A 25,630-nucleotide genomic window follows, 5' to 3' on the forward strand; every position below is an offset into this window, starting at 1 on the left:
TGTAAGACGTTGTGGGCCGCCCGGAGCAATCGACGTCAGGACAGCGGAGGACATGCCGAAAAAAGACGGAGCCATTGAGATCGAGGGTCGGGTCATCGAGCCCCTGCCGAACGCCATGTTCCGGGTGGAGCTCGCGAACGGCCACAAGGTGTTGGCTCACATCAGCGGCAAGATGCGGCAGCACTACATCCGCATCCTTCCGGAGGACCGGGTCGTCGTCGAACTTTCGCCGTACGACCTGACCCGCGGGCGCATCGTCTACCGCTACAAGTAGTCCTGACGGCGGCCGGGAAGTCCCGTGTCCGTCTTCGACGTCTGGTGTCGTGCAACGCGCGTCCCCGGGCCAGATGGGAAGTAAGGCAACCGTGAAGGTCAAGCCGAGCGTCAAGAGGATCTGCCAGAAGTGCCGGGTTATCCGCCGGCACGGCCGGGTCATGGTCATCTGCAGCGACCCGCGCCACAAGCAGCGCCAGGGCTGACTCAGCCCGTCCGGCAGTAACACCGCCGGGTGGCGTTGGTCCAGGCAGATCCCCTGCGACACGCACATCACACATGCTCGTCCCAGCCACGAGCGGTACGCGAGACGTACTTCTGCGTGGCTGACCCCCGGTCGGAGGCCGGGGCCCGCTCGGGCAGCGACCGTTCCCGGTCGCCGGCGCTCACCGCGTCGGAAAGACGGGACGGCCGGTAGCGGGATGGGACGGGTCCACACCTCCGCCACACATCACGAGGAGTACGCCCGCACATGGCACGTCTAGTCGGCGTGGATCTCCCCCGCGAGAAGCGGATGGAAATCGCGCTCACCTACATCTTCGGGCTCGGTCGCACCCGCGCCCAGGAGACACTCGCCGCTACCGGCATCTCGCCGGACAAGCGCGCTCGGGACCTCACGGACGAGGAGCTCGTGCAGCTCCGCGACCACATTGAGGGCAACTACAAGGTTGAAGGCGACCTGCGCCGCGAGGTCGCCGCTGACATCCGCCGCAAGGTTGAGATCGGCTGCTACGCCGGCATCCGGCACCGCCGGGGCCTGCCCGTGCGTGGCCAGCGGACCAAGACCAACGCACGGACCCGCAAGGGCCCGAAGCGGACCGTCGCCGGCAAGAAGAAGCCCGGCAAGAAGTAGTTCTTGACCGGATGACGGGGTCGGCCGCCGCCGAGGTGGGTCAGGCCGCAACCCAATCCGGAAAGTCAACTAGGAGCGCACAGACTTATGCCACCGAAGGCTCGTGCCGGAGCCGCTGTCAAGAAGGTCCGGCGCAAGGAACGCAAGAACGTCGCCCACGGGCAGGCGCACATCAAGAGCACGTTCAACAACACCATCGTGTCCATCACGGACCCGACCGGTGCGGTCATCTCCTGGGCCTCCGCTGGCCAGGTGGGCTTCAAGGGCTCCCGCAAGTCGACTCCGTTCGCCGCGCAGCTGGCCGCCGAGGCTGCCGCGCGTCGCGCCATGGAGCACGGGATGCGCAAGGTCGACGTGTTCGTCAAGGGCCCCGGCTCCGGCCGGGAAACCGCCATCCGTTCGCTGCAGGCCGTGGGCCTCGAGGTCGGGCAGATCGCCGACGTCACCCCGCAGCCGCACAACGGGTGCCGTCCGCCGAAGCGTCGCCGGGTCTGAGAGGTAGAGAGAGATGGCTCGTTACACCGGTGCAGACTGCCGCCGTTGCCGGCGGGAGAAGATGAAGCTGTTCCTCAAGGGCAGCAAGTGCGATGGTCCGAAGTGCCCGTTCGAGTCCCGGCCGTTCCCGCCCGGGCAGCACGGCCGCGGCCGCACGAAGGAGACGGAGTACCTGCTCCAGCTCCGTGAGAAGCAGAAGGCCCGTCGTGTCTACGGCGTGCTGGAGAAGCAGTTCCGCGGTTACTACGAGGAAGCCGTTGGCAAGCAGGCCAAGACCGGTGAGGTCCTCCTGCAGATCCTCGAGTCGCGGCTGGACAACGTCGTTTACCGGGCCGGCTACGCCCACTCGCGGGACATGGCCCGCCAGCTGGTCAAGCACGGTCACTTCACGGTGAACGGCAAGAAGGTCGACATCCCGTCGTACCGCGTCAAGGAGCACGACATCATCGAGGTTCGGGGCAAGAGCAAGGAGCTCACCCCGTTCATCGTCGCGCAGGCCCAGGCCGGCTCGAAGACGGTTCCGGCGTGGCTTGAGGCCATCCCGAGCCAGATGAAGGTGCTCGTGCACTCCCTCCCGGCCCGGCAGGTCATCGACACGCAGGTCCAGGAACAGCTGATCGTCGAGCTCTACTCCAAGTAGTCCGAGCTCGTTCGGTGGCCCGCCCTCCCGGGGGCGGGCCACCGGAACAGTTTGTGTCGTGGGCGTCAAATAGCGGGCGCCCCGGAAGAGAAGAGAAAAGATGCTCATCAGCCAGCGACCCTCCCTGTCCGAGGAGTCGATCAACGAGACCCGGTCCCGGTTCGCCATCGAGCCGCTGGAGCCGGGCTTCGGCTACACCCTGGGCAACTCGCTGCGGCGCACGCTGCTGTCGTCGATCCCGGGCGCGGCCGTCACCTCGATCAAGATCGACGGCGTGCTGCACGAGTTCACCACGATCCCCGGTGTCAAGGAGGACGTGGTCGAGCTCGTCATGAACATCAAGGAGCTGTGCGTCAGCTCCGAGCACGACGAGCCGGTCAGCATGTACCTGCGCAAGCAGGGCCCGGGCGACGTGACCGCGGGGGACATCCAGCCGCCGGCCGGCGTCTCGGTGCACAACCCGGACCTCAAGCTCGCCACCCTCAACGGCAAGGGCCGGCTCGACATGGAGCTGACCGTCGAGCGGGGCCGGGGCTACGTGACGGCCGCGCAGAACAAGCAGTCCGGCGCCGAGATCGGCCGCATCCCGGTCGACTCGATCTACTCGCCGGTGCTGAAGGTGACCTACCGCGTCGAGGCGACCCGTGTCGAGCAGCGCACCGACTTCGACCGGCTGATCATCGACGTCGAGACCAAGCCGTCGATGGGTCCGCGTACCGCGCTGGCCTCCGCCGGTTCGACGCTCGTCGAGCTGTTCGGGCTGGCCCGGGAGCTGGACGAGACCGCCGAGGGCATCGACATCGGGCCGTCCCCGCAGGACGCCCAGCTGGCGGCGGACCTCGCCCTGCCGATCGAGGAGCTGGACCTCACCGTCCGCTCCTACAACTGCCTCAAGCGCGAGGGCATCAACTCCGTTGGTGAGCTCATCGGGCGTACCGAGGCCGACCTCCTCGACATCCGGAACTTCGGGCAGAAGTCGATCGACGAGGTCAAGATGAAGCTCGCCGGGATGGGTCTCGGGCTGAAGGACTCGGCTCCGAACTTCGACCCGGCGCACGTCGTGGACACCTTCGGCGAGGCCGACTACGACACCGACGACTACCGCGAGACCGAGCAGCTCTAGTCCGCGCTGCCGCCACAACTGAGGAGCACCAAAAATGCCCACGCCCACCAAGGGCCCCCGCCTCGGCGGCAGCCCCTCGCACGAGCGGCTGATGCTCGCCAACCTGGCGACCGCGCTGTTCCAGCACGGCAAGATCCAGACCACCGAGACGAAGGCCCGGCGGCTGCGTCCGCTGGCCGAGCAGCTCATCACCAAGGCCAAGCGCGGTGACCTCGCCTCGCGGCGGCGGGTGCTGGGTGTCGTCAAGGACAAGGACGTCGTCTACGCCCTGTTCGACCAGATCGCGCCCCGGTACTCCAACCGCCCCGGCGGTTACACCCGGATCGTGAAGACCGGTCCGCGCAAGGGTGACAACGCGCCGATGGCCATCATCGAGCTGGTGGAGGAGCTTCAGGTCGCCGAGCCGAAGGCGAACAAGAAGACCGCCGCCCGCAAGGCCGCGCAGCAGGACAAGGTCGAGGCGCTCGCCCCGGCCGACGAGACCCCGAAGTCGGCCCCGGCCGACCAGGACTCCGAGGCCCCGGTGTCGGCGTCCGGTGACACCGACGCCGCCCGCGAGGACAGCGACGAGGCCACCGAGAACAAGGCCTGATCAAGGGCAACGTCGGGCCCGGCACCCCTCACGGGGTGTCGGGCCCGTTCCGTTACAGGAGGTACGAGGTGGACGAGCGGATCCGGCTGCGGCTGGACGTCTCGTACGACGGCACGGGCTTCTCCGGCTGGGCCGCCCAGCCGACGCGGCGCACCGTCGCGGGGGTGCTGGTCGAGACCCTGGGCCTCGTCCTCGGCGCCGGCACGGTCACCGGGCTGACCGTGGCCGGGCGGACCGACGCGGGGGTGCACGCCACCGGGCAGGTGTGCCACCTGGACCTTCCCGTCGACGTGTGGCGGGAGCACGAGGGGCGACTGCTGCGTCGGCTGGCCCGCCTGCTCCCCACCGACGTACGCGTACGGGCGATGACCGAGGTGCCGGCCGACTTCGACGCCCGGTTCTCGGCCACCTTCCGGCGCTACGAGTACCGGGTCACCGACGCGCCCTTCGGTGCGGAGCCGCTGCGTCGGCACGAGGTGCTGGCCTGGCCGAAGCCCCTGGACCTGGCCGCGTTGAACGCCGCGGCGAGTGGTCTGGTCGGTGAACACGACTTCGCCGCGTACTGCCGGCGCAAGGAGAACGCGACCACGTTGCGCGAGGTGACCCGGCTGGACTGGCGTCGCGACCCGGACGGCATCCTGGTGGCCACCGTGCAGGCCGACGCGTTCTGCCAGGCGATGGTGCGCAGCCTGGTGGGGGCGATGCTGGTGGCGGGCGACGGCCGCCGCCCGGTCGAGTGGCCCGGCAGCCTGCTCACCAGCGAGGCTCGCTCCAGTGAGGTGACCGTGGCCCCGGCGCGCGGGTTGACCCTGGTCGCGGTCGGCTACCCGGCCGACCCGGCCGACTATGCCCGCCGTGCCGATCTGACCCGCCGGCTGCGGGTCCCGATCGAGGGCTGACCGTCGACGGCGGGCCGGTCAGTTGCCCGGCAGGTCGCCGTCGTCGGTGCTGCCGCCCTGGGTCCCGCTGCTGCCGGTCGGTGCCGCCGTCGGCTGTGCGGCGCTGCCGCCGTCGGCCCGCTGTTGCAGCACGCCCCGGCTGAGGTGCAGCTCGATCATGTCGAACAGGATCTCGCCGACCTTGGCGTCGCCCGCCTTGATCGCCGCTCCGTCCTTCTGGACCACCAGCGCGTACGCCAGGTAGTGGCCCCGCACCTGCCAGCCCACCCGCGCCGGGGCGCTGGCCAGCACGTCGGTGCCGTCGCCCTCGCCACCGGTGAGGCCACGGAACCGGCCCTGGCGCTCGTCGAGCAGCGGCCGGATCCGGTCCCGGGCCCGTTCCGCGCTGACCTTGTCGGTGAGGTTGAACAGGCCGGCGGTGACCAGGTGCTCCCCGTCGGGTGTGCGCAGCGTGGCCCGGACGATCTGGTTGCAGCCGAGTCGGACCAGCAGGTCGGCGACCTCGCCGGTGGCGGCGACGGCACAACTGGCGCTGGACTGGGTCTTGAGGACCTGGTAGCTCGGCTGGCCGCCGTTGAGCCTCAACTCCTTGCCGGGGAAGAGTTCCTTGGCGGTGAGCGGGGCCTGGTCGGTGTCCCGGGAGTCCAGGGTCAGCCGTTCCGGTGCGGCGGACGTCGGGGCGGCGTTCGGTTGGAACGTCGGGGTGGCCTGCGGTTGCTGGTCGCGGTTGTCGAGCAGCGCGGCGGCGCCCAGGCCGCACAGGGCGAGCAGCACCAGGACGGCTGCGCCGCCGATCAGCACCTGCCACAGTCGGCCGCCCCCGCGTCGGGCTGGTGGCTCTATCGGTGACGCCGACGTGTAGACCTGGCCGCGGGGCGTGGCGGGCGGCATCTCGGCACGGGTCGGCGGCGCCTCGGCACGAGTCGGCAGCGGCGGTGGCGGCGGCGACGACGGGAGCGAGAGTTGGTTCGCCCGGGGCAGCGACGGGGTGGGGAAGCGCGACGGGGAGGGCCCGGCGGGCGGGGGCGGACCGGCGCCGAGCACCGACAGGTCGGACCCGGGCTCCGGGTACTCCTCGAAAGCGTCCTCATCGGACTCGTACCGATACACCATGTCGCCCAGAGTAAGAGCCATTGTCCCTTTTGGGGATAATATCGGGGAAATGTGCGCGTAGCCCGTGTCAGGGCCGGCCCGGGCCGGTGCGAGAATTGCGGCGTGACCGGCGACCACTACTTCACCGCGCAGCCCGCCAGCGACGCCCCGGCGCGCGAGATCGAGTTCTCCGTCGCCGACCGCGACTACCAGCTCGCCTCGGCCGGCGGGGTCTTCTCCGCCAGCCGGCTCGACCCGGGCACGGCCGTGCTCCTGCGCAAGGCCGAGCTGCCCGCCCCCGACACCAGCGGCGACCTGCTCGACCTGGGCTGCGGATTCGGGCCGATCAGCTGCGTGCTGGCCGACCTCGCGCCGACGAGCACCGTCTGGGCCGTCGACGTCAACGCCCGCGCCCGTGAGCTGACCGCCGCCAACGCGATCCGGATCGGCGCCGGCGACCGGGTTCGGGTCAGCGCCCCGGACGACGTGCCGGCGGACGTCTCGTTCGCCCAGATCTGGTCCAACCCGCCCATCCGGATCGGTAAGGACGGCCTGCACGACCTGCTGCTGCGGTGGCTGCCCCGGCTCGCGCCGGACGGTGTCGGCTGGCTGGTCGTCGCCCGGCACCTCGGCGGCGACTCCCTGCAACGCTGGCTCACCGAGCAGAGCTGGCAGGTGGAGCGGCACGCCAGCCAGAAGGGCTTCCGGGTGCTGCGGGTCACCCGGTAATTGGATATACCCTGCGCCCCTCGCTGGGGCAGGATCCCCGCGTGGGATACGTGGACGTGGCAGGGGTCGGGCACATCCTGCCCGACGGCAGGGAACTCTTCGCCGACGTGTCGTTCCGGGTCGGGGAGGGCGCCAAGGTCGCCCTGGTCGGCCCGAACGGCGCGGGGAAGACGACGCTGTTGCGGATGGTCGCCGGTGACCTTCCCGTGCGCAGCGGGGTCGTCGCGCGGGCCGGCGGGCTGGGCGTGATGCGCCAGTTCATCGGCATGATCGGGGATGAGTCGACGCTCGCCGACCTGGCGTTGTCACTGGCCCCGCCCGCGCTGCGCGACGCCGGCCGCCGGCTCGGTGAGACCGAGGCGGCCATGCGGGCGGCCGAGGCCCACGGCAAGTTCAGCAACGCCGCGGGCAAGGCCCAGTTGGCGTACGCCGACGCGCTCGGCGCCTGGGGCGAGGCCGGCGGGTACGACGCCGAGGTGCTCTTCGACACCGTCGCGACGATCGTGCTCGGCCTGCCGTGGGAAACCGTGCGGGACCGGCCGGTGCGCACCCTCTCCGGTGGGCAGCAGAAGCGCTTCGCGTTGGAGCTGCTGCTGCGGGGCCCCGACGAGGTGCTGCTGCTCGACGAGCCGGACAACTTCCTCGACGTGCCCGGCAAGCGCTGGCTGGAGGCGCGGCTGCGCGAGTCGACCAAGTCGGTGCTCTACGTCTCGCACGACCGCGAGTTGCTGGCGCAGAGCGCCGACCGGGTGGTCGCCGTCGAGGGCGGCAGCGCCTGGGTGCACCCGGGTGGCTTCGCCAGTTGGCACTCGGCCCGGGTGGCCCGGCACGCCCGCCTCGACGAGCTGCGTCGTCGCTGGGACGAGGAGCACCAGAAGCTGCGCGAGCTGATGCTGATGTACAAGCAGAAGGCCGCGTACAACGACGGGTTGGCCTCGCGCTACCAGGCCGCGCAGACCCGGCTGCGCAAGTTCGAGGAGGCCGGGCCGCCGCCCGTACCGCCGAAGGACCAGGACATCCGGATGCGGCTCAGCGGCGGGCGGACCGGCAAGCGTGCGGTCATCTGCGAGCAGCTTGAGCTCGACGGCCTGACCTTCCCCTTCGACCTGGAGATCTGGTACGGCGACCGGGTGGCGGTGCTCGGTGCCAACGGCAGCGGCAAGTCGCACTTCCTGCGGTTGCTGGCCCGGGGCGGCACCGACCCCGACCCGGCGAACGGGCCGGTCGACGGGGCGGGCGCGCTCGCACCGGTGGCGCACGACGGCACGGCACGGCTGGGCGCCCGGGTTCGTCCCGGTCACTTCTCCCAGACCCACGACCGGCCGGAGCTGATGTCGAAGACGCTGGTCGAGATCCTCTGGCGGGGTGACGAGCACCGCACCGGGATGGACCGGCACACGGCGATGGGGGTGCTCAGCCGCTACGAGTTGGCCGCACAGGGCGACCAGCGCTTCGGCACGCTGTCCGGCGGGCAGCAGGCCCGTTTCCTGGTGCTGCTGCTGGAGCTGTCCGGGGCGACCCTGCTGCTGCTCGACGAACCGACCGACAACCTCGACCTGGCCAGCGCGGAGGCGCTGGAGGCGGGCCTGAACGCGTTCGACGGGACGGTGATCGCCGTGACCCACGACCGTTGGTTCACCCGGTCCTTCGACCGGTTCGTGCTGTTCCGGGGCGACAACGAGGTGGTGGAGACCCCGGAGCCGGTCTGGGACGTGGGCTGAGCGGTCCCCGGGCCCGCTGCGCCCGGCCGGCATAGGGTGGATCTCGTGACTGAGATGACCTATCGCCGGCTGGGCGACTCCGGGCTCGTGGTGTCCGTGGTCGGCATCGGCTGCAACAACTTCGGCCGAAAGCTCGACCTCGACGGCACGCGCGCGGTGGTGGATGCCGCCCTGGACGCCGGGATCACCCTCTTCGACACCGCCGACATCTACGGCGAGCCGCAGGGCGCCTCCGAGGAACTGCTCGGGCAGGCGCTCAAGGGGCGCCGGGACGACGTGGTGGTAGCCACCAAGTTCGGCATGGACATGTTCGGCCTCAACGGGCCGGACTTCGGTGCCCGGGGTTCGCGGCGCTACATCGCCCGCGCCGTGGAGGCGTCGCTGCGCCGGCTCGGCACGGACCACATCGACCTCTACCAGATGCACGAGCCCGACCCGGGCACCCCGATCGACGAGACCCTCGCCGCGCTGGACGACCTGGTCCGCGACGGCAAGGTGCGTTACCTGGGCAACTCCAACTTCGCCGGCTGGCAGATCGCCGACGCGGACTGGGTCGCGTCGTCCAACGGTCGGGCCCGCTTCGTCAGCGCGCAGAACCACTACAGCCTGCTGGAGCGCTCGGTGGAGACCGAGGTGATCCCGGCCTGCGAGCGGTTCGGCCTCGGCATGCTGCCGTTCTTCCCGCTCGCCAACGGCCTGCTCACGGGCAAGTACAAGCGGGAGGCCCAGCCGCCGGCCGGCAGCCGGCTCTCCGGTGGTGGCCGGTACGCGGAGCGGCTCGCCGCAGCCGACTGGGACACCATCGAGGCGATCGAGGCGTACGCGGCCGAGCGGGGTCTGAGCGTGCTCCAGGTGGCGATCGGCGGGCTGGCCGCCCAGCCAGCGGTGACCTCGGTGATCGCCGGTGCCACCACGCCCGAGCAGGTGGCGGCCAACGCCGCCGCCGGCACCTGGGAGCCCAGCGACGAGGATCTGGCGGCGCTGCGCGCCATCCTCTGAGCGGCTCGGCGCCAGCCGGCCCGTGATCCACTCGCGTTCCCTGAAGTCGGGGTGTCCCGGTTGCCACGACACCCCGACTTCAGGAACGTCGAGTCGGTCAGTCGTTCTGCGTGTCGCTGCGGCGGCGGCCGAACAGCATGGCCACCCCCATCGCCGCGGCGACGAGCACGAGGCCGGCCGCCGCGAACGGCCACCAGCCGGCACCCGCCCCGCGCTCTCCGTCGGTGGACCTGGTCACCGCGACCGGTGCGGGCACCGGCGGGGACTGCGCCGCCCGGGCCTGCACCGTGGCGGTGGCCTTGCCCGGCAGCGGAGCGGGGGAGTCCACCGCCACCTTCCACGTGCCGGTGGAGAGCACCGGGCCGCTGCTGTAGAAGCCCTGCCCCTCGGGTTGTGGCTCCAGCTGGACCGGCCCGACCTTCTGCCCGTCCGGGCCGGTCGCGGTGAGGACCAACCGCACCACCCGGTCCAGTCGGCGGCCGTCGGCGTAGAGGGCCTGGATGGTGACTCCCTGAGCCCCGTCACCGGCCACCGTCAGTTTGAGTTTGTCGGCCTGAGCGGCCGCCGGGGCAGCGGAGAACAGGCTCAGGGCCAGCCCGACGAGAACGGCGGCCACCACCTTGCGGATACCCGTCACGGACATCTCCTCACTACCTACGAGGGAGGCCCCTCCCCGACGCCGTGACGTCGGGGAGGGGCCTCGTCGGATCAGAGCTGGCGACCGGGTGCGAGCCGGGTGGCATCCTCACCCAGGCGTCCGGTGCCCTTGACCGGAGCGCCGTCGTTCGCCTTCACCCCGGCCTTGCTGGCCGCGCCGCCGAGCCGGACGATCATGGCGTCGGCGTCCCGGATCAGGACGTCCCGGATCTCCGCCTCGGCCACCAGGGTGGCGTCGGCGGCCAGGGTACGGAAGGCGGTCAACTGCTTGATCGCCTTGCTGTCGTTGCCGGCTGCCTCGGCCTGACGGGCCGCGTCCAACTTCGCCGTCAACTGCTTGTGCGCCTTGGCCGAGAGCCGACCCGTCGCCTTGAACCGGTCCAGCAGGCCCTGCATGTCCCGGAACGAGGTGGTGACGAAGAACCGGACCGCCGAGGTGGTCTGGTTGCCCGCCTTGTCGGTCGCGGTCACGGTCAGCTCGTGCAGGCCGAGCGGCAGCTCGTACATGGCCTGGAGAGTGCCGCTGGCGTACGCCTTGCCGTCCAACTGGCCGACCACGGTCGCGATGCCCGAGGTCGGGTCGACGGCCTGCCAGGACACCCGAACGTCCTGGCTGTCACCGTAGAGCTGGCCGTCCGCGATACCGGACACCAGCAGCGTCGGCTTCGTGCCGTCGATGCGCAGCACCGCCGACTTGAGCGTCTCGGCGTTGCCCGCCTTGTCGGTCGAGCGGAACAGCAGCTCGTGCTGCCCGTCACCGGTCACCTCGACCGGCGTCGTGTACGGCGTCCACGCGCCACCGTCCAGGGACCACTCCACCGTCTTGACGCCGGAACCGGCGTCGGTCGAGGCCAGCACGACCGGGATCGTCCCGTTGTGCCAGCCGGCGTCGTTCGCCGGAGCGAACGTCGCCGAGGTCACCGGCGCGGTGGCGTCGATCTTGACCGAGACGGTCTTCGTCGACTCCACGTTGCCGGCCTTGTCGGTCGAGCGGAACCGCAGCTCGTGCTCGCCGTCGCCGCTGACCGCCACCGGTGCGGTGTAGGCCGTCCAGGTGGTGGCCCCGTCCAACTGGTACTCGGTGCTGGCGAGCCCGCTACCGCCGGTCTCGTCGGCGCCGGTGAGCGTGACCGTCACCGGCTCGGTGTACCACCCGTCGGTCGGGGTGCCGGAAACCGCCGCCGTGGTGACCGGAGCGGTCTCGTCGGCGACCTTCGTGCTCAACCGGAAGTAGTCGAACGAGGCGGTCTTCGACGCCGTCTGTGCGGCGCCGAGGGTGAACAGCCCGACCTTCGGGGTGGCGCCCACCGCGCTGTTGGTCAGCGTGGTCAAGGCCGTCCAGGTCGTTCCGTCCGCCGAGTACGACGCGGTGAACGTGTCGCCCGTGCGGGCCAGCCGCAGGTGCCACACCGCCGAGGTCAGGCTGGCCGCCTCGGGCTGCGGGTTCTGGACCGCCCCGGCGATCTCGCTGCGGAACTCGATCCGCCGCGTCACCGCCTGGCCGGCCTGGTTGTCCGCGATGAAGTCGAACTTCACATAGTTGTCGTCGTCGGCCTGCACGAGCAGACCGGCCTGCTGGTACTGCTCGTTCAGCAGACTGCCGTCGACCTTCGTCTCCAGGGTCCAGTCGCCGGACGGCGCGGTCTGGAGGATGAAGTTCTTCGGCCCGGTGTTGTCGGTGCCGTAGATGTCACCGTTGGGCACGTCGATCCGCAGTGCGCCCTCGGTGACCCGGTAACCGCTCGGGTCCTCCCGCGTGATGGCGTCCCACCGGCACTTGTCCAACGTGGAACCGGTGAACTCGTCCGACGGGTCGACCGGGCCGGCCGGGGCGTCCGGCGTGACCTGGAACGAGTCGAACGCGGCGTCGACAACCGGCGCCTCGGTGCCTCCGTTGAGCGCGAAGACCCCGATCCGCGGGTTGGTGATGCCCTCGAGCGCGGCCGAACGACCGACCGGGGTGAAGGTCTGCCCGTCGCCCGAGGCGGACGCGGTCAGGTTCGTCCCGTCGCTGGTGATCCGCAGGTACACGGTGTCACCCGCCGGTGCGTTGGTGGCGTCGGCGGCCTCGTTGCGAGGCGTGGCCGCAGCCTCCCGGATGAACTCCACCCGCCGGCTGCCGTTGTACAGCAGGTCCACCTTGGCGTAGTTGTCGTCGTCGCCGTACACCAGAAGGCCGGCCTGCTGGTAGTTGGCCGTCACCGGCAGGGTGACCTTGGTGGTCATCTCCCACGCGCCGGTCGGGGCCGCCTGGAGCACCAGGTTGGTGGCGTCGTTGCGAGCACCGTAGAGGTCACCCACGCCGGTGGGCAGCCGCAGTGCGCCGCCACTCTGCGAGTAGAGCTGGTTCTCCCGGATCACGCTGGTCCAGCGGGCCTTGTCGAGGCTGTTGCCGTTGAAGTCGTCCGAACGCGCCCCGAAGCAGGACGTGTCCGGAGCGTCGACCCGCACCGGCACCGTGGCGTACGACTTGGCGCCCTTGCTGTCGGTCACCGTGAGGGTGGCCGTGAAGGTGCCCGCGCTGGTGTAGGTGTGGCTGGCGTCCAGGGTGGTCGCCGAGCCTCCGTCACCGAAGTCCCAGGCGTACGTCAGCGGGGTGTCGCCCTCGGCGTCGGTGGCCGTGCCGTCGAAGGCGACGGTGACCGGTGCGGTGCCGGTGGCCGGGGTGGCCGTGGCACTGACCTGCGGCGGCGCGTTCTCCGTGACGCCGCGGCCGACGAAGTCCATCCAGTTGACGTTGAACAGCGAGCCGCTGCCGCCGTTCGGGTCGCGGGCCAGGAAGTACAGCGAGCCGCTCGCGGCACCGGTGACCGGCGCGCTCACGTCCGTGTACGTCTGCCAACCACCGGTCGACGGCACGACGGCCGTGGCGACCACCGGCCCGTCAACCGCACCCGCACGGACCTCGATCCGACCGCCGGCGCCTGCCGAGGCGGCCCGGAACCGGATCTCGGTGATGTTGGTCAGGTCCGCCGGAGCGACCGACCACCAGTCACCGTCCTCGATGAACGCGACGCTCTGGCCGCCACCGGCGGTGTCGGCGCCGGCCTCCCGCTGCACGCCGGCGTCGCCGCCGCCGGTGCTCACCGGGGCGCGCCCGGTGGCGGTGAAGAACTCGGCCTGCTTGCGCTTGGGCTGGAGCACCTCGATCGCGCGGCCGGTGAGCGGGCTAGCCCCGCCGGTCCCGCCACCGTCGGTGTAGGTGGCCTCGAAGACCGCGAAGACGTTCGCTTCGGCGCCGTGCCCGGAGGCGAGCGACGTCTGCACGGTGCCGGTGCAGCCGGTGTGCTGCTCCAGCGGGTGGGCGTGCTCGTCGTGGCCGAGCAGTACCTGGAGGTTCACCTTGGCGCAGTCGATCTGCCCGTCCTCCGGGTCGGTCACCTTGATCGAGTAGCGGACCTGGTCGCCCCACTCGAAGAACCCACCGTCCGGTGGGAACTCGATGGTCACCGTCGGGGACGTGTTGCCCACCGTGACCGGCACGTTGGCCACCGCGGTACGACCCTTGGGGTTGGTGACGGTGAGCTGGGCGGTGTAGTTGCCCGCCGTGGCGTACGTGTGGGTCGGGTTCGCCTCGGTGGAGGTCTGCCCGTCGCCGAAGGTCCAGGCGTAGGTGAGCGCGCCACCGTCCGGGTCCCGGGAGCCGGCGCTGGAAAAGGTGACCGTCAACGGTGCCGGTCCCGAGGTCGGGTTGGCGGACGCCGCCGCGATCGGTGCCCGGTCACCGGCGGTGTAGTCGATCCGGTAGACGCCGGAGTTGTCGTTGTTGCCGCCGAAGCCGCTGCCCCACTCGATCAGGTACAGCGCGCCGTCCGGGCCGAACTCGAAGTCCATCGGCCGCACCATGCTCATGCCGGTGAGCAGCTGGTTGATGTCCACCAACGACTTGCCGTCGGGGGTCACCTGCATGGTGTACATCTTGTTCTGGTTCCACTCGCCGAGCAGAGCCTTGCCGTCGTAGTACGCCGGCCACTTGCGGTTGGAGTTGAGGTCGGCGTCGTACCGGTAGACCGGGCCGCCCATCGGGGCGCCGCCGCCACCGATCTCCGGGTAACGCGCGTCACCGGCGTACCCGTAGTCGACGGTCGCGGGGACCACCGGCGGGAGGTTGGTCAGGCCGGTGTTGTTGGGCGAGTTGTTCACCGGCGCGGCGCAGTCGAACTTCGCGCCGCTCGGGCCGGACGGGAACGTGTAGTCGTTGTACGCCTCGTTCGTGCCCGTGCAGTACGGCCACCCGTAGTTGCCCGGGGTGACGATGTTCCACTCGACCAGACCGCGCGGGCCCCGGGTCGGGTTGTCCGCGTTGGCGTCCGGCCCGTAGTCCGCGACGTACAGCGTGTCGGTCTTCGGGTCGGTGCCGATCCGGAACGGGTTGCGGAAGCCCATCGCGAAGATCTCGGGACGGGTCTTCTCGGTGCCCGGCGCGAAGAGGTTGCCCGCCGGAACGGTGTACGTCCCGTCGTCCTCCGGGTGGATCCGGAGCACCTTGCCGCGCAGGTCGTTGGTGTTGCCGGAGCTGCGCTGGGCGTCGTAGTCCTGACGCCCGGCCCGCTCGTCGATCGGCGTGTACGAGTTCGACTCGAACGGGTTGGTGTTGTCACCGGTGGCCAGGTAGAGGTTGCCGTCGCCGTCGAAGGTCATGCTGCCGCCGGCGTGGCAGCAGGTGTTGCGCTGGGTGTCGACCCGCAGCACCTGCTTCTCGCTGGCCGGGTCGATGGTGTCGCCGGTCACGGTGAAGCGGGACAGCGAGTTGCGGGTGACGCCGTCGTTCGGGGCGTAGTAGAGATACACCCACTTGTTCGTGGCGAAGTCCGGGTCGAGCCGGATGCCGATCAGGCCGTCCTCGTTACCGGTGAAGACGTCCAGGTCGACGGCGGTGACGGTGCTGCCGGTGTCCGGCTTGACGATCTGCACGCGACCGTCGCGCTCGATGTAGAAGACCCGCCCGTCCGGGGCGATGTCCAGCTCCATCGGGTTGCTGGTGTTGCTGTCCAGCGCGACCTTCTCGAAGTTCGAGGTCTTCGTCGCACCGCAGTCGGCGTTCTCGACACCGGCCGCGGTCCGGATGCCACCGAGCAGGTGGGACAGGAACTCGGGCTCGGCGTACGACTCCCGGGTGTGGCCACCTCCGGTGTACCAGGACCGGCCACCGTCGAAGTCCTGACACCAGGCGATCGGGTGGTCGGCACCCATCGCGCCGGCACCGGCGGTGTAGCTCTTCTCGTCCAGGCTGGCCAGCACGTGCACGTCAGGCCGGGGGTTGGTCTGGTAGTTGTACCACTCGTCGAACCGGGACCAGCGGTCTGGCAGGCCGGTCGTGGACGGGTGGGCGTGGTCCTCCACCTTGACCGTGGCCTGCTGGTTCTGCGGGTGGTTGGCGAAGTACGCGCCGACCAGGTCGCCGTACCAGGCCCAGCTGTACTCGGTGTCCGACGCGGCGTGGATGCCGACGTAGCCGCCACCAGCCTTCACGTAGCGCTCGAACGCCGCCTGCTGCTCGGCGTCGAGCACGTCACCGGTGGTGGAGAGCCAGATCACGGCCTTGTACTTCGCCAGGTTGGCGTCGTTGAATGCGGCGCCGTCCTCGGAGTTGTCCACGGTGAATCCGTTGGTGGCACCGAGCTGCTGGATGGCGGCGACGCCGGTGGGGATGGAGTCGTGCCGGAAGCCGGCGGTCTTGGAGAAGACGAGGACGGAGAAGGGATCGGCCGCGGCCTTTGGTGCCTTCGGCACCACCTGGTTGACCGGGGCTGCGGCTTTCGCGTCCCGTGGGGGGACCTGGCCGGCCGCCTGCGCGGACGTGCCGAACAGGGTGGTCGAGGCCATGGCCAGGGAGATCAGGGTTGCGGTGATGGGTACGCGGGCACGACGAGAACGGGACACGCCGCCTCCTGTGTCGTAGTGACGGAGATCGCGGGAGTCGGCTCGCCGAAGGCCGTCCCTGATGGAGCCGGTGGTCACACCCTGCCGAGGTGCCCCCACCAACATTTTGTCGAATCGCTGAACAAATTAATTCGGCTGGCTCGATGTCGGGCAAGATGCGGACGGGTAACGGTTCTGCAACGGGAGGCGACATTCCGAACAGGACCGTATGAAGTGCCCCATTGGATCTCGCTCGGTTTGGAGCGGCCCACCCTGCCGGCCACCGCCGACACCCGCCTTGGCAGACCGGCGGATCTGTCGTACGGTGACACGCAAGTAACCCACGGGAGCCCGGTGTACCGGGCTGAGAGGGGGGCTGAAAGCCCCCGACCGTCGAACCTGATCCGGATAATGCCGGCGCAGGGAGGAGCGTTGCCGTGCCGTCCCTGGGGCGACTGCATCTCATCACCGACACCCGACCCGGGCGAGACCCGCTCACCGTGGTCCGGGCCGCCCTCGCGGTGGCCCGAGCCGACCTGGTGGTGCAGGTCCGGGTCGAGGATTCCGCCACCGACCGTGAGGCGTACGAGCTGGCCCAGCGGGTGCTGGCGCTCTGTGTGCCGTACGGGGCGACCTGCCTGGTCAACGACCGGCTGCACGTGGCGCTGGCGGTCGGTGCCGCCGGTGGGCACGTGGGGGCCGACGACCTGCCGGTCGCCGCCGCCCGCCGGGTGCTCGGCCCGGCCGGCGTGCTGGGCGCCACCGCCCGCGCGCCGGGAACGGCGGCCGTGGCGGTCGCGGCGGGAGCCAGCTACCTGGGCGTCGGCCCGTGCCACACCACCAGCACCAAGTCCGGCCTGCCGGATCCCATCGGGCCAGCGGGCGTACGTGCCGTTGTCGACTCGGTCGACGTGCCGGTCATCGCGATCGGCGGCGTGACCGCCGAGCGGGTGCCGCAGCTACGGGCTGCCGGGGCGTACGGGGTGGCGGTCGTCGGGGCGGTCTCCGCTGCCGCCGACCCGGCGCGGGCGACCGCCGAGCTGATCGAGGCCCTGACGTGCTGACCGGCCGGTCGGAGTCGGCGCGATCGAGCGACCGGGCCCGGCCGGACGTCGCGGTGGTGGGGGCGGGGCCGATCGGGCTGGCGATCGCCTGGCGCTGCGCCGCCCGAGGGCTGCGCGTGGTGGTGCACGACCCGGCGTCCGGCTCGGGGGCGTCGGCCGTGGCCGCCGGCATGCTCTCGCCGGTCGCCGAGGCGTACTTCGGTGAGCGGCAGCTGACCAAGCTGCTGCTGGCGTCCGCCGCCCGCTGGCCGGCGTTCGCCGCCGAGCTGACCGCGGCGACCGGCACCGGGATCGGCTACCGGACCGAGGGCACCCTGATGGTGGGGCTGACCGGCGACGACCTGGCCGAGGCGCGCCGGCTCTGGGCGTACCAGCAGGGGTTGGGTCTGCCGGTGACCCCACTGCGCCCCAGCGAGCTGCGCGACCGCGAGCCGGCGCTCGCCCCCCGGGTACGTGGCGGCGCGCTCGCGCCCACCGACCACCAGGTCGACCCCCGGATGCTGGTGCCGGCGCTGCGCACGGCCGCGCAGCGGGCCGGCGCGGTGCTGGTGCCGCAGGCGGTCGCGCACCTGTCCGATGTGGATGCATCGGTCACCGTGGTCGCCGCCGGCTGCGGGGCCGCCGCACTCACCGGCCTGCCCGTCCGGCCGGTGAAGGGCCAGATCCTCCGGCTCCGCGCGCCCGACGGCGTCGCGCCTGGCTTCCGGCACGTGATCCGGGGGTACGCCGACGGCGAACCCGTCTACCTGGTGCCCCGCGCCGACGGCGAGGTCGTGCTCGGCGCGACGGTCGAGGAACGGGCGGACACCACGGTCACCGCCGGTGCCGTGCAGCGACTGCTCCGTGCCGGAGTCGACCTGCTGCCCGAGCTTGCCGAGTACGACCTGGTCGAGGCGGTCGCCGGCCTGCGCCCGGGCACCCCGGACAACGCGCCGATCCTCGGGCCGCTGCCCGGTCGGGGAGACGTGCTGGCCGCCACCGGGCACCACCGGCACGGCATCGTGCTCACCCCGATCACCGCCGACCTGATCACCGACCTGGTGCTCGGCGGCGTACCCGATCCGCTGCTTGCGCCCTTCGGACCCGAACGGTTCGTCGGCACCGGCTCGACGGATCCCGCGCCGGCCGCGACGGGCGGACCTGAACCGACGATGGAGGGGGACCGGTGGAGTTGACGGTGAACGGGGCCGGACGCAGCGTCCCCGGCGGCGCGTCGGTGGCCGACCTGGTGCGCGACCTCGTGCCCGAACAGCGGGGGGTGGCGGTCGCGGTCAACGGTGAGGTCGTGCCCCGGGCCGGATGGCCGGCCACGGCGCTGCGCGACGGCGACCGGGTCGAGGTGCTCACCGCGGCGCAGGGCGGGTGAGCGGCATGACGTTCGAGCTGGGTGGGGCGACGTTCACCTCGCGGTTGATCCTCGGCACCGGCGGTGCCGCGAACCTGCACGTGCTGGAACAGGCGATCCGGGCGTCCGGCACCGAGCTGGTCACCCTGGCGCTGCGCCGGGTGGGCACCGCGCCGGGCTCCACCGGCGGGTTGTTGGAGCTGCTGGACCGGTGCGGGGTACGGCTGCTGCCCAACACCGCCGGCTGCCACACCGCCACCGAGGCGGTCAAGGTGGCCCGGCTGGCCCGGGACGCGTTCGACACCGACTGGGTCAAGCTGGAGGTGATCGGCGACGAGCGGACGCTGCTGCCCGACGGGGTGGAGCTGCTCCGCGCCGCCGAGGAGCTGGTCGCCGACGGCTTCACCGTGCTGCCGTACACCAGCGACGACCCGGTGCTCGCCCGCCGGCTTGCCGACGTGGGCTGTGCCGCGGTGATGCCGGCCGGCTCCCCGATCGGTTCGGGGCTCGGCATCGGCAACCCGCACCACATCCGGCTCATCCGGCAGGGGGTGGACGTGCCGGTGATCCTCGACGCGGGCATCGGCACCGCCTCCGACGCGGCCCTGGCCATGGAGCTGGGCTGCGACGGGGTGCTGCTGGCCAGCGCGGTGACCCGGGCCGAGGACCCGGTGGCGATGGCGACCGCGATGCGGTACGCGGTGGAGGCGGGCCGGCTGGCGGCCGGGGCCGGCCGGATCGCCCGGCGCTTCCACGCGCTCGCCTCCACACCCGACGAGGGAAGACCGGACCTGTGACCCCGCCGTCGGGTGTTGTCCTGCTGACCGACCGGCTCGTCGCACGGGTCGGGCTCGACCGGGTCGTGGCGGGAGCCGTGGCCGGGGGAGTGCGCTGGGTGGTCTTGCGGGAGAAGGACCTGCCCCGCGCCGAGCGCGCCGCCCTCGCCGCCGACCTGCGGGCGATCCTCGCCGACGTCGGTGGGACCCTCGTCGTGGCCGGCCCCGACCCGCTCGGCGGCGACGCCGTGCACCTGCCCGCCGCCGGCCCGTACCCGCCGCCGACCCACAGTCTGGTCGGCCGCTCCTGCCACACCGAGACCGAGCTGAACCGCCTGACCACCGAGCACTACGCCACCGTCTCCCCGATCTGGCCCACAAGGACAAAACCGGGCTACGGCCCACCCCTGGGACCGGGCGGCCTGCGAAAGCTGGTCGAGACCAGCCCCGTGCCCCTGCTGGCCCTCGGCGGAGTGGAAACCCCAGAACAGGTAACCGCCTGCGTCAAGGCGGGAGCCGTCGGGGTGGCGGTACTAGGCGCGATCATGCGAGCCGAAGACCCCACCGAAACAGCCACCACCCTCACCAGCGCCTATGTGGAGGCGGTCACCCCCAAGCTCACAAAACCCGGCGCGGAGTCAGCCAGGTCCCCACGACGGGGGCTGCGGCCGACCGTGCCCACGCAGGGATCAAGCCTGACCGCCCGGAGTGGGCACGGTCGGCCGCAGCCCCAAACCGCAACAAGCAACGGCCCGCCGCAGCCCCAAACCGCAACCAAAAGCGAGGGAAGATGACCCCGCACACCATCCTCACCATCGCCGGCTCAGACTCCGGCGGCGGTGCGGGCATCCAGGCCGACCTGAAGGTCTTCGCCGCGCTGGGCGCGTACGGCACCAGCGTCCTCACGGCGGTCACCGCCCAGAACACCCGAGGCGTCGACGCCGTCCTGCCGTTGCCTCCGCGCACCGTCACCGAGCAGTTGGACAGCGTGCTCGCCGACTTCACCGTCGCGGCGGTCAAGACGGGGATGCTCGGCACGCCGGCGGTCGCCGACGTGGTGGCCGAGGCCGCACGTGCCGGCCGGCTGCCCCAGCTCGTCGTAGACCCGGTGCTCGTCGCCACCAGCGGCCACCGGCTCGGCGTGGTGGGCGCGGTCGAGCGGCTGCTCCCGTACGCCAGGGTGGCGACGCCGAACTGCGCGGAGGCCGCGGCCATCACCGGACGCCCGGTGGACGACGTGGCCGGGATGGTCGTGGCCGCCGAGGCGCTCGCGGCCGGCGGCCCCGAGTACGTCGTGGTCACCGGGGGTGACCTGGACGGCGGCGAGGCGGTCGACGTGCTGCACGGCGACGGCGTCACCACGCTGCTGCGCGCCCCCCGGGTGACGACCCGGCACACCCACGGCACCGGGTGCTCGTTCTCGGCGGCGATCGCCGTGCGGCTCGCGTTGGGCGACCCGGTGCCGGCGGCGGTGGGTGCCGCCAAGGAGTACGTGCTCCGCGCGCTGACCGGCGCACGGGGCTGGGAGCTGGGCGCGGGGCGTGGACCGCTGAACCACTTCGGCTGGTCCGCTTGATCACCAGGGAGGCTGTCATGCACGCACGAGGCAAGGTGTACGTCGAGGGTTCGCGGCCGGACGTCCGGGTGCCGTTCGCGGAGGTGGGGCTGACCGGGGATCTTCCGCCGGTGCGGCTGTACGACACGTCCGGTCCCGGTTCCGACCCCGAGGTCGGGCTTCCGCCGCTGCGCGGACCGTGGATCGCCGAGCGTGGTGACGTGGCGCCGGTACGGGGTGCGGGCACACCACTGGCCGGGGTGGACGGTCGCCGGCCCACGCAGCTCGCGTACGCGCGGGCCGGTGTGGTGACGCCGGAGATGGAGTTCGTGGCGATCAGGGAGAACGTCGACCCGGAACTCGTGCGGGCCGAGATCGCCGCCGGCCGGGCGGTGCTGCCGCTCAACGTGAACCACCCGGAGTGTGAGCCGGCGATCATCGGCAAGGCGTTCCTGGTCAAGGTGAACGCCAACATCGGCACCTCGGCGGTCAGCTCGTCGGTCGCCGAGGAGGTGGAGAAGCTCACCTGGGCCACCCGCTGGGGTGCGGACACCGTGATGGACCTGTCCACCGGGAAGCGGATCCACGAGACCCGCGAGGCGATCGTGCGCAACTCGCCGGTGCCGATCGGGACGGTGCCGATCTACCAGGCGTTGGAGAAGGTCGGCGGTGACCCGGTGAAGCTGAGCTGGGAGGTGTTCCGGGACACCGTGATCGAGCAGGCCGAGCAGGGCGTGGACTACATGACGGTGCACGCCGGGGTGCTGCTACCGTACGTGCCGCTGGCCGTGGATCGGGTCACCGGGATCGTCTCCCGGGGCGGCTCGATCATGGCGGCCTGGTGCCTGGCGCACCACGAGGAGAATTTCCTCTACACCAACTTCGCCGAGCTGTGTTCACTGCTCGCGAAGTACGACGTGACGTTCTCTCTCGGCGACGGGCTGCGGCCCGGCTCGATCGCGGACGCCAACGACGAGGCGCAGTTCGCCGAGCTGCGCACCCTCGGCGAGCTGACGAAGGTCGCCTGGGAGTACGACGTCCAGGTGATGATCGAGGGCCCCGGCCACGTGCCGATGCACAAGATCAAGGAGAACGTGGACCTCCAGCAGGAGTGGTGCCACGAGGCGCCGTTCTACACGCTCGGTCCGCTGACCACCGACATCGCGCCGGCGTACGACCACATCACCTCGGCGATCGGCGCCGCCATGATCGGCATGTTCGGCACCGCGATGCTCTGCTACGTGACCCCGAAGGAGCACCTCGGCCTGCCGGACCGGGACGACGTAAAGGCGGGCGTGATCGCGTACAAGATCGCGGCCCACGCGGCAGACCTGGCCAAGGGCCACCCCGGCGCGCAGGAGTGGGACGACGCGCTGTCGAAGGCGCGGTTCGAGTTCCGCTGGGAGGACCAGTTCAACCTCTCGCTGGACCCGGAGACCGCGCGGTCGTACCACGACGCGACCCTGCCCGCCGAGCCGGCGAAGACGGCACACTTCTGCTCGATGTGCGGCCCGAAGTTCTGCTCCATGAAGATCACCCAGGAGCTGAAGGAGTACGCGGCCCGCGGCATGAAGGACAAGTCGGAGGAGTTCGTGACCGGCGGCGGACGGGTGTACCTACCGCTGGCCTGACCCTGTGCCCTGGGTGATCGCTTCCCGGGGGTGATCGACTCGGGTTCACTGATGCCGTGGTGTCCGGGCGGGCCGGACAGGCCGACATCGGTGAACCCGAGTCGATCAAGCAGGTGGGCCGGGCTCCTGACGTGCCTGCGGGTGGAGTCACTCGCGGTGGTGCCGACCGGTGGAGCGCAGCGACCGGCGACCGTTCTCCTGCTCCGGCTCGTTGTCCGACACCGGCTTGCTCAGCCCGGCGACCCAGTCGACGAACTCCTCGTCCTGGGCAGGCAGCGGCTCCACGTCGTCCGCCGACTCCGGGCTCTCCTCGTCGGCCCGGGACCGGTTGCGGCGGAAGAGGCCACCGAGGCGTCCTCGGCGGGAAGGCTGTTCAGCAACCTTGCCCGGCTTCGACGCGGCCGGTGTGGCGTCGGTGCTCGCCGACTCGTCGGTGCCGGTTTTCGCCGACTCGTCGGTGCCGGTGCCGGTGGCGGTGGCGGTGGCGGCTTCGGTGGGCGTGCCAGCCGTTCCCGGCATGACCGGCGCGTCCGTCCGGCTCGGGCTTCCAGGGCGGGCGGCTGTCTCGCCGGCCGCAGCCGGACTGGTGGGCGTCGTCCGAGCCGCCGAACTGTCCGCGGACTCCGCCTGCCCGGCGCGACGGGTGGTGTCGAAGGCGTTCCAGGTGCTGGCCCTGCTGAGGTCCGGCAACGGTGCCCGGTGCCGGGGTCTCGGCGTCGGCCCGGTCGGCTTGTCCGACCCGGTCGGCGTCTCCGGTGTCGCTGGCCCCGGAGCAGTGGCCTGCGGCGGTACCGTCCAGGCCGCGCTGACCGGCCAGGCCGAAGGCGCCGGCGTCCACCGGTCGGTGTCCGGTTCGCCGGCGGCCGTGCTGCCGAACAACCCGGCACCGTCCTCGGTGGCGGCCGGTGCGGCGTCGTCGGCTCCGCCCGCCCGCTCGGTCGCGGACGCACTGGCCGGATCACCCTTCCTGGCCTTCGGGCTGGCTGCCGTGGCCGGGGTACGTGGCGGGTTGGCCGGGGTGCGCGGCGGGTTGGCCGGGGTGCGCGGCGGGTCGGCCGGGGTGCGCGGCGGGTCGGCCGGGGTGCGCGGCGGGTTGGCCGCTTCGGCCTTCGAGCTGGTTGCGGTGGCCTCGCTGCGCGGCAGGTCGGCGGCCTTCGCCTCTGCGCTGCTGGCGGCGGCCGTGGCCCGGGGAGGCTTGGTCGCGTCCGCCTTCGGGTCGGGTGTTTCCGCCTCTGGGCTGGCTGCTCCTGTCTTCGGGTCGGGTCCTCCCGCCTTCGGGCTGGGTGCGGCGGCCGGCACGCGGGAGGACGGGACTGCTTCCGCCGTCGGGTTGGCCGCTTCCGTTCCGGCGGTGGCAGCCCGGGTGCGGGGTGGGTTGACCGACTCGGCCTTCGCGGCGGCCGGGGCTCCCGTCGAACCGACCACGGCGGCCGGGGCTGCCTTCGAGCCGGTTGCGGCGGTCGGGGCGGCCTCGGTGGTCCGCTCGGAGCCGGTGTCCTGGCTCTCCCTGCTCCGCACGGGGGTGTCGGTGGTCGTGCCGGAACCGGTGCTGTCGGCGGGCCTGCCCGCTCGGGTGACCTTCCTGCCGCGGCCGGTGGCCGCGTCGTCGGCGACATCCGACTCCGACGGCGAGGCGTCATCGGCCGAGTCAGAGATGGCGGCACCCGGGCTGACCTTCGGCTTACGGACCCGGCGCGGCTTGGGTGGCGCCGCTGCGTCGCCCGTACCGGCGTCGGTCGTGCCCGTGCTGGTCGCGCCCGTGCTGGCCGCGTCCGTGGCGGTCGTACCCGTGCTGGTCGTACCCGTGCTGGCCGCGCCGGCGTCGGTCGTGCCCGTGCTGATCGTGCCCGTGCTGGTCGCGCCCGTGGCGGTCGTGCCCGTGCTGATCGTGCCGGCCGCGCTCGTACTGGTCGTGTCAGCACCGGCCTTGCCAGCACCGGTCGTAGCCGTGCTGGTTGCGCTCGTGGGTGTTGCGGAGTCGGTCGGGCCGGCTGTCGGGGCGGCGGCACCGGCGCGGCCGGCCCTGGCGCTGGCCGGGGCGGCGTCGGTGGGGCTGCTGACGCCGGTGGCGGCCGAGCGCTCGGTCCCGGCCACGGAGGTGACGTCGTCCGGGACCGGCCGGCGTGTCTGCGCTCCGGCCGTGAACTCACCGGTCGGGTCGGTCAGCCAGGCTGCGGGCTTCGCCGGAACGGCGGGGGCCGGACCATCGTGGCCGCCCGTGGTGGAGGCCGGCCAGTCCCAGTGGGCCGGTGCGGTGCGTACGCCATCGGAGCCGGCTGCGGCCCACGGGCCTGCGACGACACCACCGGCGGGCGTGGCGTCGGCGGGCGGCTGCGCGTCGCTGCGGTCGGTGGTGTCCGGGTCGTTCGTCGGGTTCGCCGACGCGGAGCCCGGCAGGGCCGGGCCGGGGGGCAGTGGGCGCAGGATGTCGGACGGCTCGATCGCCTGCGGGTCCGCGTTGCGAGCGCCCACGGGCCAGCGGAGCAGCGCCGCGGCAGCCGCACCGAGCGCACCGGCGAGGATCGCGATCAACGAGCCGTAATAAGGAGTGGCCTGGTAGCGATCGACGGCGTCACCCGGGCCGGCGGTCAGGTACGCGAACGCCACCAGCACCGGACCGGCAACACCGGTGGCCCCGCTGATCAGGGGCGCCTGGCCCCGCCAGCGAGCCAGCCCGGCGGTCGCCACACCGGCCAGCAGCGCCACGATGGGAAGCAGGAGCAGCGACAGCCGTTGCGCGGCGTCGTCGGCCAGCCAGCTCGGCTCCAGGACGCCGAGCCGCACGGTCGGCAGGGGGCCGGTCGTGCCGAGCGACGGCAGGACCGAGATCAGCGCCAGCAGCCAGACCACGCCGGCCACCGCGGCCATGTTCCAGCCCAGCTCGGGCCGGAGCAGCACGGCGATCGCCGCGCCCGCCCCGATCACCGCACCGAGTACGGCGCAGATGCCCACCGCCCACACCGGGTCGACGGAGATCAACTCGGCGGCGCGGGCGGGCTGCATGCAGAGCGGAGCGATGACGGTGGCACCGAGCGCTGCCGCGCCACCGATAGCCAACTGGCGGCCGGTGCTGACCGCCGGTGCGTCGCGGCGAGCGAGGCGTCCGGTCAGGACGGCGCCGGCGACGGCGGCGTTCGCGGCGAACCAACCCACCCAGACGAGCTGGGTCGGCCACTGGTTGACGGTCGTACCGGTGAAGGCGCCGGTCAGCCGGACGATGCCGAAACCGTACGCGACGCCGAGCTGGCCGGCTCCGGCCAACACGCTCACCCCGAGCGCCGTGAGCAGCAGTCTGCCCCAGGTCCGAAAGGCCATGTCGGGCAC

22 protein-coding genes and 1 riboswitch are annotated in these 25,630 nt (G+C 71.8%); of the genes, 18 read left to right on the top strand and 4 right to left on the bottom strand.

What is annotated here, in order from left to right; translation table 11 throughout:
- Positions 1-52: 52 nt before the first annotated feature.
- The 8 genes from infA (at position 53) to truA (ending at position 4,875) form a co-directional block, all read left to right on the top strand.
- Complete coding sequence (gene infA / locus LADH09A_RS13620; protein WP_007073013.1) at positions 53-274, top strand: translation initiation factor IF-1; 222 nt, start codon at positions 53-55, stop codon at positions 272-274.
- 91 nt (positions 275-365) lie between these two features.
- Complete coding sequence (rpmJ, locus tag LADH09A_RS13625) at positions 366-479, top strand: 50S ribosomal protein L36 (protein WP_088952025.1); 114 nt, start codon at positions 366-368, stop codon at positions 477-479.
- 266 nt (positions 480-745) lie between these two features.
- Positions 746-1,126 carry a 30S ribosomal protein S13 gene (rpsM, locus tag LADH09A_RS13630; protein ID WP_088950226.1) on the top strand — a complete coding sequence of 127 codons (381 nt, stop codon included), beginning with the start codon at positions 746-748 and terminating at the stop codon, positions 1,124-1,126.
- 87 nt (positions 1,127-1,213) lie between these two features.
- Positions 1,214-1,621 (top strand): 30S ribosomal protein S11, encoded by a 408-nt coding sequence (gene rpsK, locus LADH09A_RS13635; RefSeq protein WP_030329919.1) that lies wholly within the window; start codon positions 1,214-1,216, stop codon positions 1,619-1,621.
- A gap of 13 nt (positions 1,622-1,634) precedes the next feature.
- Positions 1,635-2,261 carry a 30S ribosomal protein S4 gene (rpsD, locus tag LADH09A_RS13640; RefSeq protein ID WP_030489600.1) on the top strand — a complete coding sequence of 209 codons (627 nt, stop codon included), beginning with the start codon at positions 1,635-1,637 and terminating at the stop codon, positions 2,259-2,261.
- A 100-nt stretch (positions 2,262-2,361) separates the two neighbouring features.
- Positions 2,362-3,384 carry a DNA-directed RNA polymerase subunit alpha gene (locus tag LADH09A_RS13645; RefSeq protein WP_007465227.1) on the top strand — a complete coding sequence of 341 codons (1,023 nt, stop codon included), beginning with the start codon at positions 2,362-2,364 and terminating at the stop codon, positions 3,382-3,384.
- 34 nt (positions 3,385-3,418) lie between these two features.
- Positions 3,419-3,976: a 50S ribosomal protein L17 gene (rplQ, locus tag LADH09A_RS13650; RefSeq protein ID WP_088950225.1), complete on the top strand. Its 558-nt coding sequence runs from the start codon at positions 3,419-3,421 to the stop codon at positions 3,974-3,976.
- A gap of 68 nt (positions 3,977-4,044) precedes the next feature.
- Positions 4,045-4,875, top strand: a complete 831-nt coding sequence (gene truA / locus LADH09A_RS13655) for a tRNA pseudouridine(38-40) synthase TruA (protein WP_238645363.1) — start codon at positions 4,045-4,047, stop codon at positions 4,873-4,875.
- Positions 4,876-4,893: 18 nt separating this feature from the next.
- On the opposite strand, the gene LADH09A_RS13660 is transcribed toward truA, so the two are convergent.
- Positions 4,894-5,988 (bottom strand): hypothetical protein, encoded by a 1,095-nt coding sequence (locus LADH09A_RS13660; protein ID WP_238645364.1) that lies wholly within the window; start codon positions 5,986-5,988, stop codon positions 4,894-4,896.
- A 102-nt stretch (positions 5,989-6,090) separates the two neighbouring features.
- Here LADH09A_RS13660 and LADH09A_RS13665 point away from each other — a divergent pair, with 102 nt between their 5' ends.
- The 3 genes from LADH09A_RS13665 to LADH09A_RS13675 are packed head-to-tail and all read left to right on the top strand — an operon-like array spanning position 6,091 to position 9,416.
- Positions 6,091-6,696: a class I SAM-dependent methyltransferase gene (locus LADH09A_RS13665; RefSeq protein WP_238645366.1), complete on the top strand. Its 606-nt coding sequence runs from the start codon at positions 6,091-6,093 to the stop codon at positions 6,694-6,696.
- 41 nt (positions 6,697-6,737) lie between these two features.
- Positions 6,738-8,417, top strand: coding sequence for an ABC-F family ATP-binding cassette domain-containing protein (locus tag LADH09A_RS13670; protein WP_238645367.1), 1,680 nt, complete (start codon positions 6,738-6,740; stop codon positions 8,415-8,417).
- Between the two features lie 36 nt (positions 8,418-8,453).
- Positions 8,454-9,416, top strand: a complete 963-nt coding sequence (locus LADH09A_RS13675) for an aldo/keto reductase (RefSeq protein WP_238645368.1) — start codon at positions 8,454-8,456, stop codon at positions 9,414-9,416.
- 97 nt (positions 9,417-9,513) lie between these two features.
- Here the strand turns inward: LADH09A_RS13675 and LADH09A_RS13680 are convergent, their stop codons facing one another.
- Together LADH09A_RS13680 and LADH09A_RS13685 are read right to left on the bottom strand one after the other, a co-directional pair.
- Positions 9,514-10,053, bottom strand: a complete 540-nt coding sequence (locus LADH09A_RS13680) for a hypothetical protein (protein ID WP_238645369.1) — start codon at positions 10,051-10,053, stop codon at positions 9,514-9,516.
- A 71-nt stretch (positions 10,054-10,124) separates the two neighbouring features.
- Positions 10,125-15,956: a ThuA domain-containing protein gene (locus LADH09A_RS13685; RefSeq protein WP_238645370.1), complete on the bottom strand. Its 5,832-nt coding sequence runs from the start codon at positions 15,954-15,956 to the stop codon at positions 10,125-10,127.
- A 312-nt stretch (positions 15,957-16,268) separates the two neighbouring features.
- Positions 16,269-16,378: riboswitch (TPP riboswitch) on the top strand.
- Here LADH09A_RS13685 and thiE point away from each other — a divergent pair.
- The 7 genes from thiE to thiC all read left to right on the top strand — a co-directional run bounded on the left by thiE (position 16,373) and on the right by thiC (position 22,306).
- Positions 16,373-16,999 (top strand): thiamine phosphate synthase, encoded by a 627-nt coding sequence (gene thiE / locus LADH09A_RS13690; RefSeq protein ID WP_238645371.1) that lies wholly within the window; start codon positions 16,373-16,375, stop codon positions 16,997-16,999. (Overlaps the previous riboswitch by 6 nt.)
- Positions 16,993-18,174: a glycine oxidase ThiO gene (gene thiO / locus LADH09A_RS13695; RefSeq protein WP_238645373.1), complete on the top strand. Its 1,182-nt coding sequence runs from the start codon at positions 16,993-16,995 to the stop codon at positions 18,172-18,174. Before thiE ends, thiO begins: the two co-directional genes overlap by 7 nt.
- The gene (gene thiS, locus LADH09A_RS13700) at positions 18,165-18,365 is read left to right on the top strand and encodes a sulfur carrier protein ThiS (RefSeq protein WP_238645374.1); all 201 of its coding nucleotides are present in this window, start codon (positions 18,165-18,167) and stop codon (positions 18,363-18,365) included. The genes thiO and thiS overlap by 10 nt, the downstream gene beginning before the upstream one ends.
- Entirely contained in the window at positions 18,362-19,141 is a 780-nt protein-coding gene (locus LADH09A_RS13705; RefSeq protein ID WP_308194552.1) for a thiazole synthase, read from the top strand. The genes thiS and LADH09A_RS13705 overlap by 4 nt, the downstream gene beginning before the upstream one ends.
- A complete protein-coding gene (locus tag LADH09A_RS13710; protein ID WP_238645384.1) occupies positions 19,138-19,914 on the top strand; it encodes a thiamine phosphate synthase in 777 nt (258 codons plus the stop codon). Before LADH09A_RS13705 ends, LADH09A_RS13710 begins: the two co-directional genes overlap by 4 nt.
- Complete coding sequence (thiD, locus tag LADH09A_RS13715; protein ID WP_238645388.1) at positions 19,911-20,696, top strand: bifunctional hydroxymethylpyrimidine kinase/phosphomethylpyrimidine kinase; 786 nt, start codon at positions 19,911-19,913, stop codon at positions 20,694-20,696. Before LADH09A_RS13710 ends, thiD begins: the two co-directional genes overlap by 4 nt.
- Positions 20,697-20,713: 17 nt before the next feature.
- Positions 20,714-22,306, top strand: a complete 1,593-nt coding sequence (thiC, locus tag LADH09A_RS13720) for a phosphomethylpyrimidine synthase ThiC (protein ID WP_238645389.1) — start codon at positions 20,714-20,716, stop codon at positions 22,304-22,306.
- 147 nt (positions 22,307-22,453) lie between these two features.
- Here the strand turns inward: thiC and LADH09A_RS13725 are convergent, their stop codons facing one another.
- Positions 22,454-25,621 carry a hypothetical protein gene (locus LADH09A_RS13725; protein ID WP_238645392.1) on the bottom strand — a complete coding sequence of 1,056 codons (3,168 nt, stop codon included), beginning with the start codon at positions 25,619-25,621 and terminating at the stop codon, positions 22,454-22,456.
- Positions 25,622-25,630 lie beyond the last annotated feature (9 nt).

It is taken from the genome of Micromonospora cabrerizensis (assembly GCF_022230955.1).
Lineage (GTDB): Bacteria > Actinomycetota > Actinomycetes > Mycobacteriales > Micromonosporaceae > Micromonospora > Micromonospora cabrerizensis.